At 67.2% G+C, this 22,549-nt stretch carries 26 protein-coding genes; 23 read left to right on the plus strand and 3 right to left on the minus strand.

The genetic code is table 11. From position 1 onward, the window contains the following. Positions 1-189 (plus strand): hypothetical protein (locus ACFQND_RS01725; RefSeq protein WP_377412031.1); only part of this gene is annotated, 189 nt, incomplete at its 5' end. 55 nt (positions 190-244) lie between these two features. On the opposite strand, the gene tnpC is transcribed toward ACFQND_RS01725, so the two are convergent. From tnpC to tnpA, 3 genes are all read right to left on the minus strand, one after another. Next, on the minus strand, positions 245-1,762 hold the full coding sequence (gene tnpC / locus ACFQND_RS01730; RefSeq protein WP_059153614.1) for an IS66 family transposase: 1,518 nt from the start codon (positions 1,760-1,762) through the stop codon (positions 245-247). A 145-nt stretch (positions 1,763-1,907) separates the two neighbouring features. Further along, positions 1,908-2,249, minus strand: a complete 342-nt coding sequence (tnpB, locus tag ACFQND_RS01735) for an IS66 family insertion sequence element accessory protein TnpB (protein ID WP_014386445.1) — start codon at positions 2,247-2,249, stop codon at positions 1,908-1,910. Continuing rightward, positions 2,246-2,587: an IS66 family insertion sequence element accessory protein TnpA gene (tnpA, locus tag ACFQND_RS01740; RefSeq protein ID WP_014386446.1), complete on the minus strand. Its 342-nt coding sequence runs from the start codon at positions 2,585-2,587 to the stop codon at positions 2,246-2,248. Before tnpA ends, tnpB begins: the two co-directional genes overlap by 4 nt. Before the next feature lie 564 nt (positions 2,588-3,151). Between tnpA and ACFQND_RS01745 the strand changes: the two genes are divergently transcribed. From ACFQND_RS01745 to ACFQND_RS01850, 22 genes are all read left to right on the plus strand, one after another. Continuing rightward, positions 3,152-4,633 (plus strand): glutamine synthetase family protein, encoded by a 1,482-nt coding sequence (locus ACFQND_RS01745; RefSeq protein WP_015060806.1) that lies wholly within the window; start codon positions 3,152-3,154, stop codon positions 4,631-4,633. Positions 4,634-4,661: 28 nt separating this feature from the next. Next, positions 4,662-5,417, plus strand: a complete 756-nt coding sequence (locus ACFQND_RS01750) for a type 1 glutamine amidotransferase (RefSeq protein WP_377412037.1) — start codon at positions 4,662-4,664, stop codon at positions 5,415-5,417. A gap of 44 nt (positions 5,418-5,461) precedes the next feature. After that, complete coding sequence (locus tag ACFQND_RS01755; RefSeq protein ID WP_051705517.1) at positions 5,462-6,808, plus strand: aromatic ring-hydroxylating oxygenase subunit alpha; 1,347 nt, start codon at positions 5,462-5,464, stop codon at positions 6,806-6,808. Continuing rightward, positions 6,805-7,449 (plus strand): aromatic-ring-hydroxylating dioxygenase subunit beta, encoded by a 645-nt coding sequence (locus ACFQND_RS01760; RefSeq protein WP_014386451.1) that lies wholly within the window; start codon positions 6,805-6,807, stop codon positions 7,447-7,449. Before ACFQND_RS01755 ends, ACFQND_RS01760 begins: the two co-directional genes overlap by 4 nt. A gap of 16 nt (positions 7,450-7,465) precedes the next feature. After that, positions 7,466-8,473, plus strand: a complete 1,008-nt coding sequence (locus ACFQND_RS01765; RefSeq protein WP_253933138.1) for a ferredoxin--NADP reductase — start codon at positions 7,466-7,468, stop codon at positions 8,471-8,473. A gap of 32 nt (positions 8,474-8,505) precedes the next feature. Then, complete coding sequence (locus ACFQND_RS01770; protein ID WP_015060643.1) at positions 8,506-9,423, plus strand: LysR family transcriptional regulator; 918 nt, start codon at positions 8,506-8,508, stop codon at positions 9,421-9,423. Continuing rightward, complete coding sequence (locus ACFQND_RS01775; protein WP_029310293.1) at positions 9,420-9,809, plus strand: 2Fe-2S iron-sulfur cluster-binding protein; 390 nt, start codon at positions 9,420-9,422, stop codon at positions 9,807-9,809. Before ACFQND_RS01770 ends, ACFQND_RS01775 begins: the two co-directional genes overlap by 4 nt. Before the next feature lie 21 nt (positions 9,810-9,830). Further along, positions 9,831-10,775, plus strand: a complete 945-nt coding sequence (locus tag ACFQND_RS01780; protein WP_008328854.1) for a catechol 2,3-dioxygenase — start codon at positions 9,831-9,833, stop codon at positions 10,773-10,775. Positions 10,776-10,919: 144 nt separating this feature from the next. Further along, positions 10,920-11,351 carry a GlcG/HbpS family heme-binding protein gene (locus ACFQND_RS01785; RefSeq protein ID WP_034350336.1) on the plus strand — a complete coding sequence of 144 codons (432 nt, stop codon included), beginning with the start codon at positions 10,920-10,922 and terminating at the stop codon, positions 11,349-11,351. A gap of 25 nt (positions 11,352-11,376) precedes the next feature. Further along, a complete protein-coding gene (locus ACFQND_RS01790) occupies positions 11,377-12,831 on the plus strand; it encodes a 2-hydroxymuconic semialdehyde dehydrogenase (RefSeq protein ID WP_035884259.1) in 1,455 nt (484 codons plus the stop codon). Between the two features lie 269 nt (positions 12,832-13,100). After that, positions 13,101-13,967, plus strand: a complete 867-nt coding sequence (locus ACFQND_RS01795; RefSeq protein ID WP_008328861.1) for an alpha/beta fold hydrolase — start codon at positions 13,101-13,103, stop codon at positions 13,965-13,967. 23 nt (positions 13,968-13,990) lie between these two features. Then, positions 13,991-14,776, plus strand: coding sequence for a 2-oxopent-4-enoate hydratase (gene dmpE / locus ACFQND_RS01800; RefSeq protein WP_008328863.1), 786 nt, complete (start codon positions 13,991-13,993; stop codon positions 14,774-14,776). Between the two features lie 19 nt (positions 14,777-14,795). Then, the gene (gene dmpH, locus ACFQND_RS01805) at positions 14,796-15,584 is read left to right on the plus strand and encodes a 2-oxo-3-hexenedioate decarboxylase (protein ID WP_008328869.1); all 789 of its coding nucleotides are present in this window, start codon (positions 14,796-14,798) and stop codon (positions 15,582-15,584) included. A 25-nt stretch (positions 15,585-15,609) separates the two neighbouring features. Next, positions 15,610-16,212 (plus strand): hypothetical protein, encoded by a 603-nt coding sequence (locus ACFQND_RS01810; RefSeq protein WP_008328872.1) that lies wholly within the window; start codon positions 15,610-15,612, stop codon positions 16,210-16,212. Then, the gene (locus ACFQND_RS01815; RefSeq protein ID WP_008328873.1) at positions 16,209-17,012 is read left to right on the plus strand and encodes an SDR family NAD(P)-dependent oxidoreductase; all 804 of its coding nucleotides are present in this window, start codon (positions 16,209-16,211) and stop codon (positions 17,010-17,012) included. The genes ACFQND_RS01810 and ACFQND_RS01815 overlap by 4 nt, the downstream gene beginning before the upstream one ends. A 32-nt stretch (positions 17,013-17,044) precedes the next feature. Further along, complete coding sequence (locus ACFQND_RS01820; RefSeq protein WP_008328875.1) at positions 17,045-17,959, plus strand: acetaldehyde dehydrogenase (acetylating); 915 nt, start codon at positions 17,045-17,047, stop codon at positions 17,957-17,959. A 13-nt stretch (positions 17,960-17,972) separates the two neighbouring features. Then, positions 17,973-19,013, plus strand: a complete 1,041-nt coding sequence (gene dmpG, locus ACFQND_RS01825; RefSeq protein ID WP_008328878.1) for a 4-hydroxy-2-oxovalerate aldolase — start codon at positions 17,973-17,975, stop codon at positions 19,011-19,013. Positions 19,014-19,025: 12 nt separating this feature from the next. Then, entirely contained in the window at positions 19,026-20,003 is a 978-nt protein-coding gene (locus tag ACFQND_RS01830) for a Bug family tripartite tricarboxylate transporter substrate binding protein (RefSeq protein ID WP_008328880.1), read from the plus strand. Next, on the plus strand, positions 20,000-20,212 hold the full coding sequence (locus ACFQND_RS01835) for a 2-hydroxymuconate tautomerase (protein ID WP_255347959.1): 213 nt from the start codon (positions 20,000-20,002) through the stop codon (positions 20,210-20,212). Before ACFQND_RS01830 ends, ACFQND_RS01835 begins: the two co-directional genes overlap by 4 nt. 63 nt (positions 20,213-20,275) lie before the next feature. Next, positions 20,276-20,503 carry a cis-(methyl)benzoate dihydrodiol dehydrogenase gene (locus tag ACFQND_RS01840; RefSeq protein WP_008328886.1) on the plus strand — a complete coding sequence of 76 codons (228 nt, stop codon included), beginning with the start codon at positions 20,276-20,278 and terminating at the stop codon, positions 20,501-20,503. Between the two features lie 43 nt (positions 20,504-20,546). After that, positions 20,547-21,935 carry an amidase gene (locus ACFQND_RS01845; RefSeq protein ID WP_008328889.1) on the plus strand — a complete coding sequence of 463 codons (1,389 nt, stop codon included), beginning with the start codon at positions 20,547-20,549 and terminating at the stop codon, positions 21,933-21,935. A 42-nt stretch (positions 21,936-21,977) separates the two neighbouring features. After that, a complete protein-coding gene (locus tag ACFQND_RS01850) occupies positions 21,978-22,493 on the plus strand; it encodes a 2-keto-4-pentenoate hydratase (protein ID WP_012478197.1) in 516 nt (171 codons plus the stop codon). Positions 22,494-22,549: the final 56 nt, after the last annotated feature.

A 22,549-nucleotide genomic window follows, 5' to 3' on the forward strand; every position in this document is an offset into this window, starting at 1 on the left:
GAAATCAATGGCTTGGCAGGCCACCCCTACGCCAGTGCTCGATCTCCTACCGTCACTTTTGACAACGAAAACAAATCGACCCCGTGGATCTGCACTTCAATCAGGCCGCCTTCGCGCTGCGGCACGGTCGCCAGGTTCGGCTCGATTCGCACCGGCAGCAACTGCGCCGGCGCCGCCGGCACACCGTAAGCGTTCCGCGAACGACACCCTTGCGCCGTCGATGACGGCGTGTTGAAGGATGGTTCTACGCGGCGGCGGCGAGCGCCGCGTTTGGCACGGCGATGTCGGTGGCAGGCCGCCAGTTGTGCGGCAGCAGCTGCGCGAGGTCGCGCTGCTTGAGCGTGGGCAGACGCTCGAAGACGTCCTTGAGGTAGGCCCAGGGATCGTGCCCGTTTAGTTTGGCCGACTCGATCAGGCTCATGACCACGCCAGCGCGCTCGCCGGCCTGCTGCGAGCCTACAAAAAGCCAATTCTTGCGGCCAACGCACAGCGGGCGCACCGCGTTCTCCGCCGCGTTGTTGTCGATTGGGACGTCGCCGTCGTCCAGGTAGCGCGTGAGCGCGCGCCAATTGCTCAGCGAATAATCGATCGCCTTGGCCGTCACGTCGGCATTGGCCAGCTTCTGGCGCTGCCCGGTCAGCCAGAGGTGCAGGGCCTGGACGATGGGCCTGGAGCGTTGCTGGCGCAGCAGCCACCGTGCCTGGGGTTCGAGTTCGCGCGCCTCGCGCTCGACCTCGTACAGCTTTGCGATCAGCGCCACCGCCTGGCCGGCGATCTGGCTGGCGTTGAACTCGTGCGCCTCGAACAGCTTGCGCCGCGCGTGGGCCCAGCATAGTGCGGCGCTGACGCCTTGCGCCTGAAGCCCAAAATAGCCGCTGTAATCGTCGCTGACCAGCGTGCCGCCGAAGCCTCGCAGCACGCGCCGCGGATGTTCGCCGGCGCGGCTGGCGGTGAAGTCGAACAGCACCGCGCGCTGGGCCACGAAGTTGGTCGTGCGGTAGACCCAGACGTAGGCCCGTTTGGTCTTGCCGCGCCCCGGCGCCAGCAGCGACACCGGCGTCTCGTCGGCGTGGATCACACCGTGGCTGAGGATGAAGCCCTTCAGTGCATCGGCCAGCGGTGCCAGACGCACCCCGCAGATGCCGATCCACTGGGCCATGCTCGAGCGCGGGATGTGCACGCCAGAGCGCGCGTAGATCTCTTCCTGCCGGTACAGCGGCAAGTGATCGTCGTGCTTGGCCACCACCACCTGCGCGAGCAGGCCCGGCGCGGGGATGCCTTTGTCGATGATCTGCGCGGGCATCGGCGCGGCCTGGATCGTCTGGCAGCACGTGCAGGCGTACTTGCCGCGGATATGGCGCAGCACGAAGAATTGGGCCGGCACGCAATCGAGCTGCTCGCTGACTTCTTGGCCGATGCGCTTGAAGGGCTGGCCGCACTCGCAGTGGGTCTGCTCGATCTCGTGATGGTGATCGATGCGCGGCAGGCTCGCCGGCAGCGCCTGGCGCACCGCCTGGCCTTTGGCCCGGGGTGGCGCTACCGGTGGCTTCTGGTCTTGCTGGGCGGCGCGGTCTTCCAGCGCCGTGTCGGCCAGGATCTGATCGAACAGCACCGCCTGCGTGCTCGTCTCCAGGCTCTCGCTGGAGGAGCCGAAGCGCCAGCGCTTCAGCCGCGCGATCTCGAAGTTCAGCGCCTCGATCCTGGTTTGCTTGAACTTCAGCTCGCCTTGCATGCGCCCGATCACATCGCGCAGCTCCTGCATCGAATCCAGTGCGCCCGGCGCATCGATCGTGTGGGTGTCCGGGCCTTCGAGCATGGCCGCCATCATGCCTCGCGCGCGCGTGCGCGCGAGGCATGACTTTCTCCAATAGACAAACGCGCAAATCCCGACCTCGAATCGAGCGCATTCAGACCACCGTGATCGACTGCGGCTGCGCGCTGCCCAGGCGCTGCCACGGCAGGCCCGCGACGAGCCAGTCGAACTGCTCGCGCGTGAGTTGAAGTGACCCCGTGTCCTGGCGCGGCCAGGCGAAGCTGCCCGCTTGCAGCCGCCGGGTGCACAGCCACATGCCCGCGCCGTCGTAGACCAGCACCTTGAGCCGGTCGGCGCGGCGGTTGGCAAACACGTAGGCGTGGTGGGCTTGCGCGCCCAGCGCGAAGCCGCGCACCACTTGGGCCAACAGCGTGTCGATGCCCCCGCGCAGGTCGGCCGCGCCAAGCGCCAGCCAGATGACGTCGATGCGAATCATCGGCCGAACTCCCGCAGCAGCGAAGCGAGTTCACGCGTGTGCGCCAGCGGCCAATGCAGATCGAGCCGGGTGCCTCCCACGTTCAATTCGACGCGCACCGATGTCGATGCGGCACCAGGCGCCACGCGGGCGGCCACGAAGCCGCTCGGCCTGGCGGCTGGCGAGGGCTCAGGGCTGACGCCGTCGAGCCGCGCCTGCCAGCGCCGCGCATGTGCGCACCAGCTTTGCAGCGTTCCCGCTGGCACCCCGTTGGCCTCGGCCCATACCTGCGCCTTCTGGCCAGAGGCACGATACGCCGCCACTTGCTCCAGGCACCGTTCCATCTGCTGTCGATCCATGTCCACCTCGTCTCGTTCGTTGATTGCGAAGACCCGAGGTTCGCAGCTTCAACGGTGAGATGAAAGATGGGTTCGCGGAACGCTTACATTGCACCGAACCTGTTGCAACGCAACTNGCGCATCGACCGTGTCGCTGATGAAGTAGGCCAGGTGCCCCGCAGGCAGCCAGTCCTGCAGCGATGCGGACAGCAGCATCTCTTGTTGCGGTTCGTAGGGGCGGTAACTTATGGCCATGCAGCTTGAACGCTCACTCATGTGCGCAGGTCATCAGGGGATTCCCTGCTTCTGCCGCCCACGCTCCTAGCCTGCCGCGTGGCTCCTAGCGTTGCCGTAGGGCTCGAAGTGGCGGGGGGTGGTTGAAAAAACCATTGCATCACTCGCATTTTTGCGAATAGGTTTCGCATGTTTTTCCTTTCAGGTTCTCAGGAAATCAACATAATTTTGATCTGCGACAAAGATCAATTGGCAAATTTAATGCGTGCTGAACTGATCTGGTGGCAGATGGTTGGGTAATTCGTTAATTCTAAACAACCGGCATCTATGCCGGAAAACCCGGAGACAAAAATGAGCCAGAAATTCATTGATCGGCACGGCTTGTGGTCCGACGCCCAGAAGGCGGCGGCCGTTGAAGTGCTGAAGAAAATCGAGCAGGACGGCATTCAGATGATTCGCCTCTCATGGCCGGATCAATATGGTCTGCTGCGCGGGAAAATGCTGTCGGTGGCAGCCTTGCGCTCCGCATTCGGCAGCGGCTCGGAAATCACCATGGCGCCCTTTTTCTTCGACACGGCCAGCGCCATCGTGTTCAATCCCTTTTCCTCGGATGGCGGGCTTGGCAACCCGGAGTTGGCGGGCAGCCCTAACGTGGTGATGGTGCCCGACCCCACCACCTTCCGCGTGCTGCCCTGGGCTGATCGCACGGGCTGGATGCTGGCCGATCTGTACATGCGTAGCGGTCGGCCCTTCCCGCTGAGCCCGCGTGCCCTGTTGAAGAAAGCGCTGGGGCAGTTGGCGGATCTGGGCTATGACTTCCATGGTGGCCTGGAGGTGGAGTGGTACTTGACGCGCATCGTCGACCCCTGCCTGGAGCCCGAGACGCTGGGTGGCCCCGGCACACCGGCGGCACCGCCCAAGGTGATGCCGGTCGCCAAGGGCTACTCCTATCTGCTCGAAAATCACTTGGACGAGGTCGAACCCATCATGGCCGAGGTGCGCCAGCACCTGCTGACGCTGGGCATGCCGTTGCGCAGCATCGAGGATGAATGGGGGCCCAGCCAGATGGAGACCACCTTCGACGTCATGTCCGGCCTGGACATGGCCGACACCATGGTGTTGTTCCGCAACGCAGTCAAGCAAATCTGTCGGCGGCGCGGTTACCTTGCCAGTTTCATGTGCAAACCCAAGATTGAGGGTTTCTGTGCCTCGGGCTGGCATCTGCACCAGTCGCTGGCGGCGCGCGACTCCGGCGTCAATGCCTTCGTTCCGCAGACGGGCGAGCCGCTGTCGGCGCTGGGCCGGGCCTATGTCGGTGGCCTGCTCAAACATGCCTGTGCGGCCTCCAGCTTCACCACCCCCACGGTTAACGGCTACCGACGCCGACGCCCGTTCTCTCTGGCCCCGGATCGGGTGACCTGGGCCGAGGACAACCGCGCCGCCATGGCGCGCGTGATCGCCGCCCCAGAAGACTCAGCCAGCCGTGTGGAAAACCGGGTCGGCGAGCCGGCGGCCAACCCCTACCTGTATCTGGCCTCGCAGCTCTTCTCGGGGATCGATGGCATTCGTCGCCAACTCGATCCCGGCCCTCTGCAGGAAACGCCCTATGCCGCCGACGTTCCGATCCTGCCGCGCAACCTGGCCGAGGCGCTGGACGTGCTGGAGGGCTCCAGCTTCTTCCGCGAAGCCTTCGGCGAAGAGTTCATCCACTACTGGCTGCACCTGCGGCGCAGCGAATGGGCGCGCTTCGTGGCCGCCGAAGGCGCCGACGTGGACATGGCGGGCGACCCCGTCACCGACTGGGAGCATCGCGAGTACTTCGAACTGTTCTGAACTGAACCAGGTAACGCTCATGGACACCGTGAAGAAGAAATATGCCGTGCTCTGGTGCACTGAAGTACCCGGAGGCGAGATCTTGCAGGAAAAAATGATCGCCACTTTCGGTCGCGCGGGCGAGCAGTGGGACGTGCTGGAACCCGCGCGCGACGGCTTCCTGGAGCGGGCGATGGGCTACGACGGCTACGTCATCAGCGGCAGCCCAATGTCGGTAGTGGACGATGCCGATTCGCTCCTGGTGAGCAACCTGCTGGCGCTGATTCGCCGCGTTAGCGACGAGGCAGGCTCACCCCTGATCGGGCTGTGCTTTGGCTCGCAGGCCATCGCGGCGGCCCTAGGTGGACGGGTTGCCAGGAACCCGTCAGGGCGCTTCAAGCTGGGGGTCGATGCCCTGCGCTGGGACCCCGTCGCCGTTGAGCTGCTGGGCGCGGCGCTGGCGCAAGCGCCCAGCGTGCTGGTGCAAAGCCACGGCGAATGCGTGGCGGCACTGCCGCCGGGCAGCGTCCTGCTGGCGTCGTCGCAGACCATCCCCCACGAGGTGTTCTTGGTGCAGGGCCGCATCTTGGGCATCCAGGGGCACCCCGAGGTGGACCGTCAGTTCCTGAAAGACAAGTTCATGGCCTACCACCGCGCGCTGTTCGACGACGAGCAGTGGGCGCACGTAGAACAGGAAGCCAGCCAGCCTCTGTCTCCCGACGCCGTCATCGCGCTGGGCCGCCGCTTACTGGACGAAGGCGCCCTGGCTCCCGCGGCTGTGCCCACGCTTACCGAAACAACATGAACTGAAGCCGCGATTTTCAGATTCAACCGAATTGCGAGAAAACGATGAAAGTAATTCATATTGCCGCCGTTCCGGCCGGGGAATCCGCCGCCGATGAATGGGACGACCTGGTGCAGCCAGACCGTGTACACCGCCGCGTCTATACCGACCCCGCCATCTTTGCCCGCGAAATGGACCATGTGTACGCCGCCAGCTGGGTGTACTTGGCCCATGAAAGCGAGATCCCCGAGCCCAACGATTTCCGGCAGGCCTGGCTGGGCACCCGCGAGGTCATCGTGACTCGCGACGAAGAGGGGCAAATTCGCGTGTTCTCCAACCGTTGCTCGCACCGCGGCGCAACCGTCTGCCGCGAGCACCAAGGAAACGCCGCCAACTTCACCTGCCCCTACCACGGCTGGCGTTTCGACAACCGAGGTCAGTTGTTCGGCATTCCCGGCAAGAACGCCTATGGCCCGGCCTTCAAGGCGCGCGACATGCACCTTGCGCGGCCTGCGCAGGTGGCGTCGTACAAGGGCTTCATCTTCGCTACCCTGAACTCCGAGGCGCCGCCCCTGGCCGAGCACCTCGGCAATGCCACACGCTATCTGGACGCCTGGATCGAGCACAATGGGGGCGCTCAGAACATCGTCTTGGCCGGCGCTCAGCGCTTTCGCGTCGGCTGCAACTGGAAACTGGTCTGGGACAACGCGGGCGACGGCTACCACGTGCCGTTCTCGCACCAGTCGCTGCTGGTGATGACCAAGGAACGCTACGGTGGCGGCGACATGGCCTACTTCGCCGACGCCGACCGCTCCCGCATGAGCAACAACGCGCTCGACAACGGGCATACGGTGATCGACCAGCGTCCCGAGATGCACGGCAACTCCGCCTGGCGCGAGCAGCGCCCGCAGCCGGGGCGTGAGCCCTACGAGGCCCACGTGGCCGCCACCCACAGCCGCGATCAGGCCCAACGCGTGCTCGACACCACTGTCGGGGCGGGCATGAACCTCAACATCTTTCCCAATCTGGCGCTGATCGGCAACCAGGTGCAGGTGATCCAGCCTCTGGCGGTGGGCGAAACCTCGGTAAGCTGGCATGCCACCCGGCGCAGAGACGTGGACGCAGAGGTCAACACCATGCGCCTGCGCACGCAGGAGGATTTCCCCGTCATGGGCGAGATGGACGACGCCGCCAACTTCGAAGAGTGCCAACGCGGCCTTATGAACAGCCCCGAGGACGAATGGGTGGACATGGGTCGCCACTGGGAGACCGGCAAGGATGTGCCCGGTCCCGATGGCGTGGTCAGCGGCCCGGTGACCACAGACATTCACATGCGCAACTACTACGCTCAGTGGAAGCGGCTGATGCAAGCCCGCCCGACGCTGCAAATGAACAAGGGGAAGCTGCCATGAACGCCGCCCAGGATCTGGCCCAAGCTGCCGCCGTTCCGGCCTACCGCCACCAGCCTCCCTCGCTCTACGTGGTGCCGGCGTTCTACGACTGGCTTCTCGCCGCTTCGGACGACCTGGCCCAGGCCGCCGTGCGCACCCAGGGCGCTGACGCCGCGCAAACGCAGCAGGTGGCACAACTACTGACACTGGAAGCTCGCCTGCTCGATCAGGGCTCGATGGACAAGACCGCCTACGAGCGCTGGCTGGCGTTGTATGGCGAGGAATGCGCCTATTGGGTGCCGGCGGGCGCGCCCGCGCCCGACCCGCGCCAATACGTCACCTTGGAATTCCACGACCGGCGCCGTCTGCTCGACCGTGTGAGCCGCCTGGGCACCGGGCTGGCCTTCTCGCAGTTCCCGACTTCGCGCACGGCGCGGCACTGGGGCGGACTGGAAGTGTGGCCCAGCCCGGACCGTGGCAATGAATGGCGCGCGCGCTACAGCTTCACTCTGGCCGAGTCACGCGAGGGCCACAACCGTGTGCTCGCGGGCTGGAACGGGTTCGTGCTGCGCCAGAGCGCCCAGGGGCTAGTCATCGTGCTCAAGCAGGTCAACCTGATCGACAGCGACTGCCTGCAGGGCAACAACTCGTTCTTTTTGTGAGGGGAGGTGGCAGCGCATGAAACTGGCACATTCTCTTACCGTCACCGCTGTTTCACCGCAAGGCAGCGACGCCATCCTGCTGAGCCTGGGCGTGGACGGCGGGCAGCGGCAGCGTTTTTCCTTCCAGTCTGGCCAGTACCTGACGCTTGCCGTCCCCGTGCAAGGCGATGAACATTGGCGCTGCTATTCGATCACCAGTGCGCCCGAGGATGGGCAGGCGATCAGCCTGCTGGTGCGCCGCGTGGCGGGTGGGCGCGTCTCCAATTGGCTGTGCGACCACGCGCGAGCGGGCCAACGATTGCAGGTGCTTCCGCCCGCCGGGCGCTTCACACTGGCGCGGCATGGCCAACCAGTGCTGTTGTATGCCGGCGGCAGTGGCATTGCGCCCATCTTCGCGCTGGCGCGCCAAGCGTTGCTGCAAGGCGCGCCCCAGGTACGGCTGTTCTACGCCTGCCGCGACCGAGCCACGGCCATGCTACTGGCTGAGTTGCAGGCGCTACAGGCGGGTAGCGGGCAGCGGCTGGAGATACGCCACTGGTATGACGCCGAACAGGGCCTGCCCACGCAGGCGCTGCTGGAGGCGCAGACCCAGGGCCTTGAGGCTGCTGACGCCTACCTTTGCGGCCCCGAGGCCTTCATGCACTCCGTTCTGGCTGCGCTGGCAGCGGCTGGGATCGAGCCCAGTCGCGTCTACCGCGAGGACTTCGGCGCTGCGCTGGAGGGCGCGGTGGAAACGGGCGCCGAGGGTCCCGACGCCGAGCTGACGGTTCAGCTCAAGGGGCAGACGCATACCGTGTCGGTGCGCGGCGGGCAATTCCTGCTGGGCGCCATGCTCGACGCCGGGCTGGCCGTCCCGCACGCTTGCCGGGTTGGCGAATGCGCCTCCTGCATGTGCCGCCTGGTGGACGGCGAGGTGCTGCGGCTCGACAGCTCGGTGCTGGACGAAGACGATGCTGCAGAAGGCTGGCTGCTGGCCTGCCGCACGCGCGCCGCCAGCGCCCAGGTGCGGCTGCGCTTTTCCTGAACCTGCAAGCCCCAGAAAGCCTGAAGCCATCGATGAAAGCATGCACCATGACCCGAGACGGCACCACCACACCTCCATGGGACCTGATCCGCGCCTTCCTCGCGCTGGAGCGCCACGGGAGCTACGAAGTTGCAGCCGACATGGAAGGCATCGACGACTCCACCCTGCGCCGGCGCATCCGGGTGCTGGAGCAGCGCTTCGGTCGCACTCTGTTCGTGCGCAGCGAGGCCGGCTGGAAAGCCTCGGCCGACCTGCACGCGCTGGTCAGCGCTGCCCAGCACATGGAAGAGGCGGCGCGCAGCTTCTCTCAGAATCACCAGGAAGGCGCGGGCGTGGTGCGCATCAGCCTGATGGACGTGTTCGCCAAGCGCTTTGCGCCAGTATTCGTCGCGCTGGGGGAGAAATTTCCTCGGCTGCTGCTCAACATCACCACCGAGACGCACTTCGTCAATCTGGAGCAAGACCAGGTGGACATCGCCGTGCGGCTAGCACGGCCTGTGCGCAACAGCAATTCCCTGCGCGTACGCAAGATCGGTGCGGTGGCCGTGGGCGCTTACGCCAGCCGCGCGTACCTGGCGCGCCACGACACGAGTGCGTCAAATCCCGCGTTTGTCGACGACCACGACCTTCTGGCCATGAACTTGCAGTTCTTCCACCAGGATCACAACTTCACCTACGCCAACCTGGACTGGGCCAAGTTCGGCCTGACGGGCAAGGTGCGCGTGCAGTCGGACAGCTTCGTGCCCATGGCGCACCTGTGCGCGCTGGGCCACGGCGTGGCGCTGCTGCCCAAGTTCGTTGCCGCTGACTATCCCGAACTGGTGCCGTACCCCGAAAAGCTCTTCTTCGAAACGGAGCTGTGGCTGGTCAGCCGCTTTGACTTGCTGGCAGCTTGGCAGCGCGAATTGGCCGACAGGCTGCAGGAAGAAATGGCGACATGGCCTCAATGACCTCGCTCCCTGTCCTGACCACCAGCCCGCGCTTGGCGGCGCTGCCGGTCACTATCGCCAACGTTGGCCTCAGCTATGCCTGCGCCGGCAATGAAAGCCTGCTCACCGGCATGGTCCGCCTGGGCCGCAAGGGCATCCCGGTGGGTTGCGTCAACGGCGGCTGCGGGGTCTGCAAGGTCCGCATCGTCGAGGGACAGATCAAGGCCCTGGGGCCGATCAGCCGTGCACACGTGACGCTCGACGAAGAGAACCAGGGCTACACGCTGGCATGCCGCGTGGCACCCCAGACGCCGGTGAACCTCGAAGTGGCCGGCAAGTTGAGCAAACCGTTTTCCAAGGGGCGCGCAGAGTCTGCGACTGCCAGCCCTTCGATTCAGCAGCAGTAACCAACCACCAGGAGACACAACATGGGTGTGATGCGCATCGGGCACGCGAGCCTGAAAGTGATGGACATGGACGCCGCCGTCCGGCACTACGAGAACGTGCTGGGCATGAAGACCACCATGAAGGACAAGGCGGGCAACGTCTACCTCAAGTGCTGGGACGAATGGGACAAGTACTCGGTCATCCTGACCCCGTCGGACCAGGCCGGCATGAACCACCTGGCCTACAAGGTCGAGAAGGAAGCCGACCTTGAAGCGCTGCAGCAGAAGATCGAGGCCTGGGGTGTGAAGACCACCATGCTCGACGAAGGCACCTTGCCCTCGACCGGCCGCATGCTGCAGTTCAAACTGCCCAGCGGGCACGAAATGCGCCTGTATGCCAGCAAGGAGTTTGTCGGCACCGACGTGGGCAACATCAATCCCGACCCCTGGCCCGACGGCCTCAAGGGCGCGGGCGCCCACTGGCTGGACCACTGCCTGCTGATGTGCGAGATGAATCCCGAGGCCGGCATCAACACCGTGGCCGACAACACCCGCTTCATGACCGAGGCGCTGGACTTCTTCCTGACCGAGCAGGTGCTGGTCGGACCCGAAGGCAACATGCAGGCGGCGACCTGGATGGCCCGCACCACCACGCCGCACGACATCGCCTTCGTCGGTGGGCCGCGCAGCGGCCTGCACCACATCGCCTTCTTCCTGGACTCGTGGCACGACGTGCTCAAGTCCGCCGACGTGATGGCCAAGACCAAGACGCGCATCGACGTGGCCCCCACCCGCCACGGCATCACGCGCGGCGAGACGATCTACTTCTTCGACCCGAGCGGCAACCGCAACGAGACCTTCGCCGGCCTGGGCTATCTGGCCCAGCGCGACCGGCCGGTGACGACCTGGACCGAAGACCAACTGGGCAGCGGGATCTTCTATCACACGGGCTATCTGGTGCCGTCTTTCACCGAGGTGTACACGTGATCACCCCCCTGCGCCACTGACGCGGCTTCCCCCCTCTCTGGCGCGCCTTCGGCGCTTGGAGGGGGGACGGCACCTGAGGCCCGGCGGAGCCGGTTCCTCGGTGCCCCTCGAACTGGAGTCACCTTTCTCTCGCCGCTTCTTCTTATGACATCCGCTCTCTCTGTTCCATCTTCCGTCATCACCGCATCTGCGGCTTCGTTGGCCTGTCAGGCGGCGGTGGCGCATGCGGAGGCATCGGGCATTCGCATCAACGTGGCCGTGACCGATGCCTCGGGCACGCTGACCGCGTTTCTGCGCATGCCCCATGCGTTTCTGCATTCGATCGACATCGCGATCGACAAGGCCTACACCGCGGCCAGCTTTGGCTTCCCCACCTCGCAGTGGGGCGGCGTGATCGGCGACGACGAGCTGCTGCGCATCGGCCTGAACCAGCGCCAGCGCCTGGTGCTGTTCGGTGGCGGCCTGCCCATCGTGGCCGGTGGCCAGCGCATCGGCGGCATCGGCGTGTCCGGCGGCTCGGCCGAACAGGACGAAGCCTGTGCCCGCGCCGGCCTGAAGGCCCTGGGCCTCGACTGACTTTTCTTTTCCTTCCTCACGCACCATGAAACAGTTCCTGAACTTCATCAACGGCGATTTCGTCGCCACCGCCAAGACCTTCGAAAACCGCAACCCGGCCACCAACGAGGTCGTAGGTCTGGTGCACGAGGCCGGTCAGGCCGAGGTCGACGCGGCCGTGGCCGCGGGCCGCGCCGCGCTCAAGGGCGAGTGGGGCACGATGAGCGTGGTCAAGCGCGCCGAACTGCTGCACGCGGTGGCCGACGAGATCAACCGCCGCTTCGACGACTTCCTCGCCGCCGAACTGGCCGACACCGGCAAGCCGCGCTCGCTGGCTTCGCACATCGACATCCCGCGCGGCGCCGCCAACTTCAAGATCTTTGCGGACATCGTCAAGAACGTGCCGACCGAGAGCTTCCAGATGACCACGCCCGACGGCGGCACTGCCATCAGCTACGGCCTGCGCACACCCCTGGGCGTGGTCGGCGTGATCTGCCCCTGGAACCTGCCGCTGCTGCTGATGACCTGGAAGGTCGGCCCGGCCCTGGCCTGCGGCAACACCGTCATCGTCAAACCCTCGGAGGAAACCCCCGCCACCGCGACCCTGCTGGGCGAGGTGATGAACGCGGTCGGCGTGCCCAAGGGCGTGTACCAGGTGCTGCACGGCTTCGGCCCCGGCTCGGCCGGCGAATTCATCACCAAGCACCCGGGTGTCAACGGCATCACCTTCACCGGCGAGACCCGCACGGGTGAAGCCATCATGGCCGCCGCCGCCAAGGGTGTGCGCCCGGTGTCGTTCGAACTCGGCGGCAAGAACGCCGGCATCGTGTTCGCCGACGCCGACTTCGACAAGGCCATCGCCGGCATCACCCGCAGCGCCTTCGAGAACTGCGGCCAGGTCTGCCTGGGCACCGAACGCGTGTACGTGCAGCGCCCGATCTTCGACAAGTTCGTCGCCGCGCTGAAAGAAAAGGCTGAGGGCCTGAAGATCGGCGGCCCCGACATGCCGGGCGTGGGCATCGGCCCGCTGATCTCGGCCGAACACAAGCAGAAGGTCATGGGCTACTACGCCAAGGCCAGGGCCGAGGGGGCGACCGTCGTCACCGGCGGCGGTGAACCGGCCATGACGGGCGAGTACGCCAACGGCCACTTCGTGCAGCCCACTATCTGGACCGGCCTGCCCGAAAGCGCCAGCGTGATCCGCGAGGAGATCTTCGGCCCCTGCTGCCACATCGCCCCCTTCGACACCGAAGAGGAAGCGATTGCGCTGGCCAACGCCACCGACTACGGCCTGGCGACCACCGTGTGGACGCAGGATCTGGGCAAGGCGCACCGCATGGCCTCGGCCATCGAGGTCGGCCTGTGCTGGATCAACAGCTGGTTCCTGCGTGACCTGCGCACCGCCTTCGGCGGCAGCAAGGCCTCGGGCATCGGCCGCGAAGGCGGCGTGCACTCGCTGGAGTTCTACACGGAACTCCGCAACGTGATGGTGAAGCTGTGATCTCCCCCCTGCGCCGCTGCGCGGCTTCCCCCCTCCGTTGCGCGTCTTCGACGCTTCGAGGGGGACGCCGCCTGTGGCCCGGCATAGCCGGTTCCACGGCTGCCCTGGACGAACGGCCTCGTGCGCCGACAGCGAGTGGGCCGGGGCGACTGGTGCAGTGAAGTAAAGGAGGAGGCGAGCGCGCAGCGACCGACGGGGGACATGAACGGAACCAGTCGTCCCGGCCCACTCGCCGCCCCTTCAAAGCAAAGACCTCAAGGACAAGACACATGAATGCCCCACACAACCCTGAAATTGCGCTGAGCGTTCGCACAGGCAGCTTCAACACCAACGTGCACGACCTCGGCAGCTCCAAGCCGGGACAGCCTCCGGTGCTGTTCATCCACGGCTCCGGTCCGGGTGTAAGCGCCTGGGCCAACTGGCGCCTCGCCATGCCGGTCATCGCCAAGGATCGGCGAGTCATCGCGCCCGACATGGTGGGCTTCGGCTACACCGACCGCCCCGCCGGCATGACCTACAACATGGACACCTGGGTCCAGCAGGCGCTGGATGTCATGGACGCGATGGGCGTCGAGAAAGCCGACGTGGTCGGCAACAGCTTTGGCGGCGCGCTCTCGCTGGCGCTGGCGATCCGCGCGCCGCAGCGCGTGCGCCGCCTGGTGCTCATGGGCTCGGTCGGTGTGCCCTTCCCGATCACGCCGGGCCTGGACGCGGTCTGGGGCTACGAGCCCTCGCTGGCCACCATGAAGCGCCTGCTGGACATCTTCGCCCACAGCCGCGCGCTGGTCACCGACGAGCTGGCCGAGCTGCGCTACCAGGCCAGCATCCGCCCCGGCTTCCAGGAATCCTTCTCGGCCATGTTCCCGGCCCCGCGCCAGCGCTGGGTCGACGCCATGGCCAGCCCCGAATCGGCGATCCGCGCGCTGCCGCACGAGACGCTCATCGTCCACGGCCGCGAGGACCAGGTGATTCCGCTGCAGACCTCGCTCACGCTGAGCCAGTGGATTCCCAACAGCCAGCTGCACGTGTTCGGCCACTGCGGCCACTGGACGCAGATCGAACACGCCGCGCGCTTCGCCCAGCTGGTGTCGAACTTCCTCGCCGAAGCCGACGCGCAGGGCGCCGCGTCCGCCTGACCCCTTTTCCCACACAGAACACCATGGACAACTCCAAGATCCAGCACTACGGCGACGAGCTCTACCAGTCGCTGCTCGACCGCCAACCCGTCGCTCCGCTGACCGACCGCGAAGCGGACATCACCATCGAGGACGCCTACCAGATCCAGCTGCGCATGATCCAGCGCCGGCTGGACGCGGGCGAGCGCGTGGTGGGCAAGAAAATAGGCGTGACGAGCAAGGTCGTGATGGACATGCTCAAGGTCAACCAGCCCGACTTCGGCCACCTGCTCTCGGGCATGGTCTACAACGAAGGCCAGCCCATCCCGGTGAGCAGCATGATCGCGCCCAAGGCCGAGGCAGAGGTCGCCTTCATCCTGGCGCGCGACCTCGAAGGCCCCGGCGTCACCGCGGCCGACGTGCTGCGCGCCACCGACTGCGTGATGCCGTGCTTCGAGATCGTCGACTCGCGCATCAAGGACTGGAAGATCAAGATCCAGGACACCGTGGCCGACAACGCCTCCTGCGGCGTGCTCACGCTCGGCGGCCTGCGCAAGAGCCCGCGCGACCTCGACCTCGCGCTGGCCGGCATGGTGCTGGAAAAGAACGGCGAAATCATCAGCACGTCCTGCGGCGCATCGGTGCAGGGCTCGCCGGTCAACGCGGTGGCCTGGCTGGCCAACACGCTCGGCCGTCTGGGCATCGGCCTCAAGGCCGGCGACATCATCCTCTCTGGCTCGCAGTCGCCGCTGGTGCCGGTGGTCGCGGGCGACAGCCTGTATTGCAGCGTCGGCGGCCTGGGCGGCACGTCGGTGCGTTTCGTCGCCTGAGCGGGAAGGAAACAACCACATGAAACTCGACAAGAACACCCTCGCCCAGCTCGCCGAGCACCTGGAAAACGCCGAGCTGAAGGCGCACGACGTCACCAAGATCACCGACGACCACCCGGACATGGACTGGGACGACGCCTACGCGATCCAGGACCTGATCCGCGCGCGCAAGGAAAGCCGTGGCCACAAGACGGTGGGCCTCAAGTGCGGCCTGACCTCCTACGCCAAGATGAAGCAGATGGGCGTGGACACGCCGGTCTTCGGCTTCGTCAGCGACTACATGGCCTGCGCCGAAGGCAGCGACATCAAGACCTCCGAACTCATCCACCCCAAGGTCGAGGCCGAGATCTGCGTCGTCACCAAGGCGCCGCTCAAAGGTCCGGGCTGCCACGTCGGCGCCGTGATGGCCGCGATCGACTTCGTGATCCCCGGCGTGGAGATCATCGACAGCCGCTACCGCGACTTCAAGTTCGACCTCAAGAGCGTGATCGCCGACAACACCTCGGCCTCGCGCTTCGTGATCGGTGGCCGCGCCCGTCGTGTGGAAGACCTGGACCTGCGCACGCTGGGCGTGGTGCTGGAGAAGAACGGCCAGATCGTGGCCATGGCCGCCGGCGCCGCCGTGATGGGCCACCCGGCCGCCGCCATCGCCGCCCTGGCCAACCACCTGGGCGCGCGCGGTCAGGAGATCCCGACGGGCAGCTTCATCATGACCGGCGGCGTGACCGAAGCCATTGCGGTGCAGGCCGGCGACAGCGTGAACGTGCGCTTCCAGGACCTGGGCACGGTTGGCATGCGATTCGTCTGAGCGCCGCCCTGAGCCGCCTGCACCCATGAACGCACCCGCCACCCCGTCGCGCGCCGTGACCGTGCTGGTCACGCGCCGGGTCGCACCCCAAGGCGTGGCCGGCTTCGAGACGGCCATGGCCGGCATGATCGAGGCAGCGACCCACTTCCCCGGCCACCTGGGCGGCCACCTGGGCGGCCAGCTGGTGCGCCCTGGCGAGGCCGGCGGCGGCGACGAGCCCCTGCTCTACCACGTGGTCTTCGCCTTCGACAACGAGGCGCACCTGGCCGCCTGGCAGGACTCGCCCGAGCGGGCCCGCTGGCTCGCGCAAGTCGCACCCCACACCGTCGGTGCGCAGGAGATGCGCCGGGTCAGCGGGCTGGACTACTGGTTCGCGCCGGCGGGCAGCACCACCAAGGCGCCGCCGCGCTGGAAGGTGGCGATCGTGACTTGGCTGGGCATCTTCCCGACCGTGCTGCTGCTGTTCCTCACCGTGGCGCCGCTGCTGGCCGACTGGCCGCTGGTGCCGCGCACCATGGTCATCACCGTGCTGGTGGTGGTCCTCATGACCTGGGTGGTGGCGCCGCGCCTGACCCGCTGGCTGGCCGGCTGGCTGCACGCCCGTCCGCCCGTAGGAGGGCGCCCATGAGCCCGGCACCACGCCCCCTGGCGGGGCAGACCGCCTTCGTCTCGGGCTCGACCGCTGGCATCGGCCTGGCCATCGCCCAGGCCCTGCTGGCCGACGGCGCCCATGTGGTGCTCAACGGCCGCGGCGAGGCGTCGGTGCAGCGCGCCCTGCAGACCCTGCGCCAACAGCACCCGCAGGCCGAGGTGTCGGGCATCGCCGCCGACCTGGGCACCGCCGCCGGCTGCGAGCAGGTGGCGACCCGGCTGGCCGATGTGGACATCCTGGTCAACAACCTCGGCATCTTCGAGCCCAAGCCCTTCGAGCAGATCGCCGACGCCGACTGGCAGCACCTGTTCGAGGTCAACGTGATGAGCGGCGTGCGCCTCGCCCGCGCCGCGCTGCCCGGCATGCTGACGCGCAACCGCGGCCGCATCGTCTTCATCTCCAGCGAGTCGGGCATCTGCCCGCCGGCCGAGATGGTGCATTACGGCATGAGCAAGTCGGCCCAGCTGTCCGTGGCACGCGGCCTGGCCGAGTGCTGCGCCGGCACCGCCGTCACGGTCAACAGCGTGCTGCCCGGCCCCACGCTGACCGAAGGCGCACGCGCTTTCTTCGACACGCTCGCCGCGCAGCAGGGCCTGAGCTTCGACGAAGCCGCGGCCCGCTTCTTCCGCGACGCGCGCCCCACCTCGCTGCTGCGCCGCTTCATCCGCCCCGACGAGGTGGCGGCCATGGTGGCCTACGTCTGCAGCCCGCAGGCCAGCGCCACCACCGGCGCCGCGCTGCGGGTGGACGGTGGCGTGGTGCGCACGCTCACCTGAACCTTTTTTCTTCTTCCCCCAGGAGTCAACCCATGACCAAAAAAATCAAGTGCGCCCTGATCGGGCCCGGCAACATCGGCACCGACCTGCTGGCCAAGCTGCAGCGCAGCCCCTTGCTCGAACCCGTGTGGATGGTGGGCATCGATCCCAACTCCGACGGTCTCAAGCGCGCCAAGGAGATGGGCATCAAGACCACCGCCGAGGGTGTGGACGGCCTGATCCCGCACATGAAGGCCGACGGTGTGCAGATCGTGTTCGACGCCACCAGCGCCTACGTGCACGCCGAGAACTCGCGCAAGGTCAATGAGCAGGGCGCGATGATGATCGACCTCACGCCCGCCGCCATCGGCCCCTACTGCGTGCCGCCGGTCAACCTCAAGCAGCACGTCGGCCAGCGCGAGATGAATGTGAACATGGTCACCTGCGGCGGCCAGGCCACCATCCCCATGGTCTACGCGGTCAGCCGCGTGCAGCCGGTGAGCTACGGCGAGATCGTCGCCACCGTGTCCAGCAAATCGGTCGGTCCCGGCACGCGCAAGAACATCGACGAGTTCACCCGCACCACGGCCGGCGCGGTCGAGAAGGTGGGCGGCGCCAAGAAGGGCAAGGCCATCATCGTGATCAACCCGGCCGAGCCGCCGCTGATCATGCGCGACACGGTGCACTGCCTGGTCGAAGGCACGCCCGACGAGGCCGCGATCACGAAGTCGGTGCACGACATGATCAAGGAAGTGCAGAAGTACGTGCCGGGCTACAAGCTGGTCAACGGCCCCGTCTTCGACGGCAACCGCGTCTCGGTCTTCATGGAGGTCGAGGGCCTGGGCGACTACCTGCCCAAGTACGCCGGCAACCTGGACATCATGACCGCCGCCGCCGCGCGCACCGCCGAGATGTTTGCCGAAGAAATCCTGAAGGGCGAGCTCGTGCTCGAACCCGTCGCCGCCTGATCCGGAGCACCCCATGAGCCAGCAAAAAATCACCCTGCACGACATGACCCTGCGCGACGGGATGCACCCCAAGCGCCACCTGATGACGCTCGAACAGATGAAGAGCATCGCCTGCGGCCTCGACGCCGCCGGTGTGCCGCTGATCGAGGTCACCCACGGCGACGGCCTGGGCGGCTCCAGCGTCAACTACGGCTTCCCGGCCCACTCCGACGAGGAGTACCTGGGCACCGTGATCCCGCTGATGAAGCAGGCCAAGGTCTCGGCCCTGCTGCTGCCCGGCATCGGCACCGTCGACCACCTGAAGATGGCGCACGGCCTGGGCGTGCACACCATCCGCGTGGCCACGCACTGCACCGAAGCCGACGTGAGCGAGCAGCACATCACCTTCGCCCGAAAGCTCGACATGGACACCGTGGGCTTCCTGATGATGGCCCACATGAACAGCCCCGAAGGCCTGGTGAAACAGGCCAAGCTGATGGAGGGCTATGGCGCCAACTGCATCTACATCACCGACTCGGCCGGCTACATGCTGCCCGCCGACGTGAAGGCCCGCCTGCAGGCCGTGCGCGACGCGCTCAAGCCCGAGACCGAGCTGGGCTTCCACGGCCACCACAACCTGGCCATGGGCGTGGCCAACTCGGTCGCCGCCATTGAATGTGGCGCCACCCGCATCGACGCTGCCGCCGCCGGCCTGGGCGCGGGCGCAGGCAACACGCCGATGGAAGTGCTGGTCGCCGTGCTCGACCGCATGGACGTGCAGACCGGTGTGGACGTCTGGAAGATCCAGGACGTGGCCGAAGACCTGGTCACGCCCATCATGGACTTCCCGATCCGCATCGACCGCGACGCGCTCACGCTGGGCTACGCCGGCGTGTACGGCAGCTTCCTGCTGTTCGCCAAACGCGCCGCCGTCAAGTACGGCCTGTCGGCGCGCGACATCCTGGTCGAACTGGGCCGCAAGAAGATGGTCGGTGGCCAGGAAGACATGATCGAAGACACGGCCATGACCATGGCTCGCGCGCGAGATGCGCGCGAGCAGAAAAAAGCGGCCTGAGGAACGCACCCTATGCAACGCAGAGATTTCATCGCCTCCGTGGGGGCCGGCCTGGCCCTGGCACCCGCCGCTGGTTGGTCGCAGGACGCCTACCCCGCCCGTCCCGTCAAGCTCATCGTGCCCTTCCCACCGGGTGGACCCACCGACATCATGGGCCGCACCGCCGCCAAGGCCATGGGCGACGCGCTGGGCCAGTCCTTCGTGGTCGAGAACAAGGCCGGCGCCGGCGGCAACATCGGCACCGACGCGGTGGCCAAGGCCGCACCGGACGGCTACACCATCGGGCTGTCGGCCATCAGCAGCCTGGCCATCGCGCCCTACCTCTACGACAAGCTGCCGTTCCAGGTGGAAAAGGACTTCGCCCCGATCTCGCTGGTGGGCACCACGCCCTGCGTGATCGTCGTGCACCCGAGCGCACCGTTCGCCGACCTCAAGGGTCTGGTGGCCTACGCCAAGGCCAACCCGGGCAAGCTCGGCTACGCCACGTCCGGCATCGGCACCAGCAACCACCTGGCGGCCGAGCTGCTGCAGTCGGTGGCCGGCATCGAACTCACCAACATCCCCTACAAGGGGTCGAGCCAGATCGTGCCGGACCTGCTCTCGGGCACGGTGATCATGAGCATGGAAAGCTCGCTGGCCACCACCTTGCAGCACATCCGCAGCGGCAAGCTCAAGGCGCTGGCCGTCACCTCGCCCACGCGCGCCAAGGCCCTGCCGGACGTACCGACCGTGGCCGAGTCCGGTTACCCCGGCTTCGCGGTGGAGACCTGGTTCGGCCTGGTCGCCCCCGCCGCCACCCCGGCCGCCGTCGTGCAGAAGCTGCACGACGCCTGGGCCAAAGGCGCCAAGACCGCCGAGGCCCAGGCCGCGTTCGACAACATCTCCGGCAACCTGCGCGTCACCACGCCCCAGGAGTTCGACGCCTTCATCAAGGCCGAGAACAACCGCTGGGGTGCCCTGATCCGCAAGCTGGACATCAAAGCCAACTGACCCAGGAGACCACCACCATGCCGTTCGCACAGATCTACATACTCGAAGGCCGCACGCCCGAGCAGAAGAAGGCCGTGATCGAGAAGGTCACCCAGGCGCTGCACGAGGCCATCGACGCGAAGAAGGAAACCATCCGCGTCTGGATCCACGAAATGCCCAAGGAGAACTGGGGCATCGCGGGCGTCAGCGCCAAAGACCTCGGCCGCTGACCAGGACCGGAATCGCCGCCCAGCGCTACCAGGGGCGCGTGGTGCAGGCGGCCCTGCAGGCCCATGGCCGCGTCGACGCGTCGGTGCACAACGTGGGCGGCACCATCTGGGTGCGTCTCGCCCGGTGCCATCGACAACGGCCAGCGCATCGTGCCGCGCAACCCGCAGCCGCTGAGCGAGGCCGAGACCGGCTGGATGAAAGCCATCTACACCCAGTTGCTGCGCGACACGCCGATGAACCGCCTGGGCACACCAGAAGAGATCGCCGCGGACTTGGCGGCCGGGTGGTGACAATGGGACACACCCTGTTCACCACACCCCGAGGAGAAGGCCCTTGAACGCTGCCCACCTGTCGCTGGCCGAGCACGCCGCCCGCCTGCGCCGCCGCGAACTGACGGCGGTGGCCCTGATCGACACCTGCGCGCAACACCACGCGCGCATGGAACCCCGGCTCAACGCCTACAAGACCTGGGACGGCGCGCGCGCCCGCAGCGCCGCCGCTGCGGTCGACACCCTGCTGGACCAGGGCCAGGACCTGGGCCCGCTGATGGGCTTGCCGGTGTCGGTGAAGGACCTGTACGGCGTGCCCGGCCTGCCGGTGTTTGCGGGCAGCGACGAGGCCCTGCCCGAAGCCTGGCAGGCGGCCGGCCCGCTGGTCGCGCGGCTGCAGCGGCAACTGGGCATCGTGGTCGGCAAGACGCACACGGTCGAGTTCGCGTTCGGGGGTCTTGGCGTCAACGCCCACTGGGGCACGCCCCGGAACCCCTGGTCACCCCACGAGCACCGCGTGCCAGGCGGGTCCAGCGCGGGCGCGGGCGTCTCGCTGGTGCAGGGCAGCGCCCTGCTGGCGCTGGGCACCGACACCGCCGGTTCGGTGCGCGTGCCCGCGTCCATGACCGGACAGGTGGGCCTGAAGACCACCGTGGGGCGCTGGCCGGTCGAAGGCATCGTGCCCCTGTCGTCCTCGCTCGACACCGCGGGCGTGCTCACCCGCACGGTGGAAGACCTGGCCTACGCGTTCGCCGCCCTCGACACAGAGAGCCAGGGCCTGCCCGCGCCTGCCCCGGTGCGCGTGCAAGGACTGCGCGTCGGCGTGCCGACCAACCACTTCTGGGACGACATCGACCCGAGCATCGCCGCCGCCGTGGAAGCGGCCGTTCAGCGCCTCGCCCAGGCCGGCGCGCAGGTGGTCCGGTTCCCGCTGCCGCACTGCGAGGAAGCCTTCGACATCTTCCGCCGCGGCGGCCTCGCAGCGTCCGAACTCGCGGCCTACCTCGACCAGCACTTCCCGCACAAGGTGGAGCGGCTGGACCCGGTGGTGCGCGACCGCGTGCGCTGGGCCGAGCAGGTGTCTTCCGTCGAGTACCTGCGGCGCAAGGCCGTGCTGCAGCGCTGCGGCGCGGGCGCGGCCCGGTTGTTCGACGACGTCGACGTCCTGCTCACGCCCACCGTGCCCGCCTCGCCGCCGCGGCTGGCCGACATCGGCACGGTGGAGACCTACGCGCCGGCCAACATGAAGGCCATGCGCAACACCGCCATCAGCAACCTGTTCGGCTGGTGCGCGCTGACGATGCCCGTGGGCCTCGACGCCAACCGGATGCCGGTGGGCCTGCAGCTGATGGGGCCGCCGCGCGCCGAAGCGCGGCTGATCGGCATCGCGCTCGGCATCGAGGCCCTCATCGGCCAGGGCCACGCGCTGCTGGGCGCGCCCGACCTGCCATAGCCGGCGCGCCCCACCCTCAACCTTTCCAGGCGGAGCCCCCCCATGACCCAGACGCCCAACCAACTCGCCGAAGCGATCTGGGCCGCCCGCCAGGCCGGTCGGACACTGGACGCCGCAGCCACCATCGGCACGCCCGACCTCGCCACCGCCTACGCCATCCAGCGCGCGCTGCTCGGCCTGCGCCTGGCCGCCGGCGAGCGCGTGGTCGGGTGGAAGCTGGGTTACACGTCGGAAGTGATGCGCCGCCAGATGGGCATAGCCCGGCCCAACATCGGGCCGCTGACCGACCGGATGCTGCTGAACTCGGGCGACGCGGTGCACGAGCGCCTGGTGCAGCCGCGGGTCGAACCCGAGATCGGGCTGCGCCTCCAAACCGCCCTCGACGCGCGGCACGCGCCCGTCGACCGCCACACCGTGGTCGCCGCCGTGGAGGGCGCCTACGCCTGCCTCGAAGTCGTGCACTCCACCTGGACAGGCTACCGCTTCAACCTCGAACAGAACACCGCCGACAACTCGTCCGCCGGCCAGGTCGGGGTCTCCTCGTTTTCAGTGCAATAAGTGACGGTACGAAAAGCTAGCACTGGCGCGGAGGTGGTGTTGGTAGATCGTTGATT

This window comes from Polaromonas aquatica, assembly GCF_042659145.1.
Lineage (GTDB): Bacteria > Pseudomonadota > Gammaproteobacteria > Burkholderiales > Burkholderiaceae_C > Polaromonas > Polaromonas aquatica.

Excerpts from the sequence above, each read along its gene's own strand:
- ACFQND_RS01775 (WP_029310293.1), top strand. The coding sequence starts at position 9,420 with ATGACCTCGCTCCCTGTCCTGACCACCAGCCCGCGCTTGGCGGCGCTG.
- ACFQND_RS01760 (WP_014386451.1), top strand. The coding sequence starts at position 6,805 with ATGAACGCCGCCCAGGATCTGGCCCAAGCTGCCGCCGTTCCGGCCTAC.
- ACFQND_RS01815 (WP_008328873.1), top strand. The coding sequence starts at position 16,209 with ATGAGCCCGGCACCACGCCCCCTGGCGGGGCAGACCGCCTTCGTCTCG.
- tnpA (WP_014386446.1), bottom strand. The coding sequence starts at position 2,587 with ATGGATCGACAGCAGATGGAACGGTGCCTGGAGCAAGTGGCGGCGTAT.
- ACFQND_RS01755 (WP_051705517.1), top strand. The coding sequence starts at position 5,462 with ATGAAAGTAATTCATATTGCCGCCGTTCCGGCCGGGGAATCCGCCGCC.
- ACFQND_RS01820 (WP_008328875.1), top strand. The coding sequence starts at position 17,045 with ATGACCAAAAAAATCAAGTGCGCCCTGATCGGGCCCGGCAACATCGGC.
- ACFQND_RS01830 (WP_008328880.1), top strand. The coding sequence starts at position 19,026 with ATGCAACGCAGAGATTTCATCGCCTCCGTGGGGGCCGGCCTGGCCCTG.
- dmpE (WP_008328863.1), top strand. The coding sequence starts at position 13,991 with ATGGACAACTCCAAGATCCAGCACTACGGCGACGAGCTCTACCAGTCG.
- ACFQND_RS01810 (WP_008328872.1), top strand. The coding sequence starts at position 15,610 with ATGAACGCACCCGCCACCCCGTCGCGCGCCGTGACCGTGCTGGTCACG.
- ACFQND_RS01785 (WP_034350336.1), top strand. The coding sequence starts at position 10,920 with ATGACATCCGCTCTCTCTGTTCCATCTTCCGTCATCACCGCATCTGCG.
- dmpG (WP_008328878.1), top strand. The coding sequence starts at position 17,973 with ATGAGCCAGCAAAAAATCACCCTGCACGACATGACCCTGCGCGACGGG.
- ACFQND_RS01765 (WP_253933138.1), top strand. The coding sequence starts at position 7,466 with ATGAAACTGGCACATTCTCTTACCGTCACCGCTGTTTCACCGCAAGGC.
- ACFQND_RS01840 (WP_008328886.1), top strand. The coding sequence starts at position 20,276 with ATGGCCGCGTCGACGCGTCGGTGCACAACGTGGGCGGCACCATCTGGG.
- ACFQND_RS01780 (WP_008328854.1), top strand. The coding sequence starts at position 9,831 with ATGGGTGTGATGCGCATCGGGCACGCGAGCCTGAAAGTGATGGACATG.
- ACFQND_RS01795 (WP_008328861.1), top strand. The coding sequence starts at position 13,101 with ATGAATGCCCCACACAACCCTGAAATTGCGCTGAGCGTTCGCACAGGC.
- dmpH (WP_008328869.1), top strand. The coding sequence starts at position 14,796 with ATGAAACTCGACAAGAACACCCTCGCCCAGCTCGCCGAGCACCTGGAA.
- tnpB (WP_014386445.1), bottom strand. The coding sequence starts at position 2,249 with ATGATTCGCATCGACGTCATCTGGCTGGCGCTTGGCGCGGCCGACCTG.
- ACFQND_RS01745 (WP_015060806.1), top strand. The coding sequence starts at position 3,152 with ATGAGCCAGAAATTCATTGATCGGCACGGCTTGTGGTCCGACGCCCAG.
- ACFQND_RS01850 (WP_012478197.1), top strand. The coding sequence starts at position 21,978 with ATGACCCAGACGCCCAACCAACTCGCCGAAGCGATCTGGGCCGCCCGC.
- ACFQND_RS01790 (WP_035884259.1), top strand. The coding sequence starts at position 11,377 with ATGAAACAGTTCCTGAACTTCATCAACGGCGATTTCGTCGCCACCGCC.
- ACFQND_RS01770 (WP_015060643.1), top strand. The coding sequence starts at position 8,506 with ATGAAAGCATGCACCATGACCCGAGACGGCACCACCACACCTCCATGG.
- tnpC (WP_059153614.1), bottom strand. The coding sequence starts at position 1,762 with ATGCAGGAGCTGCGCGATGTGATCGGGCGCATGCAAGGCGAGCTGAAG.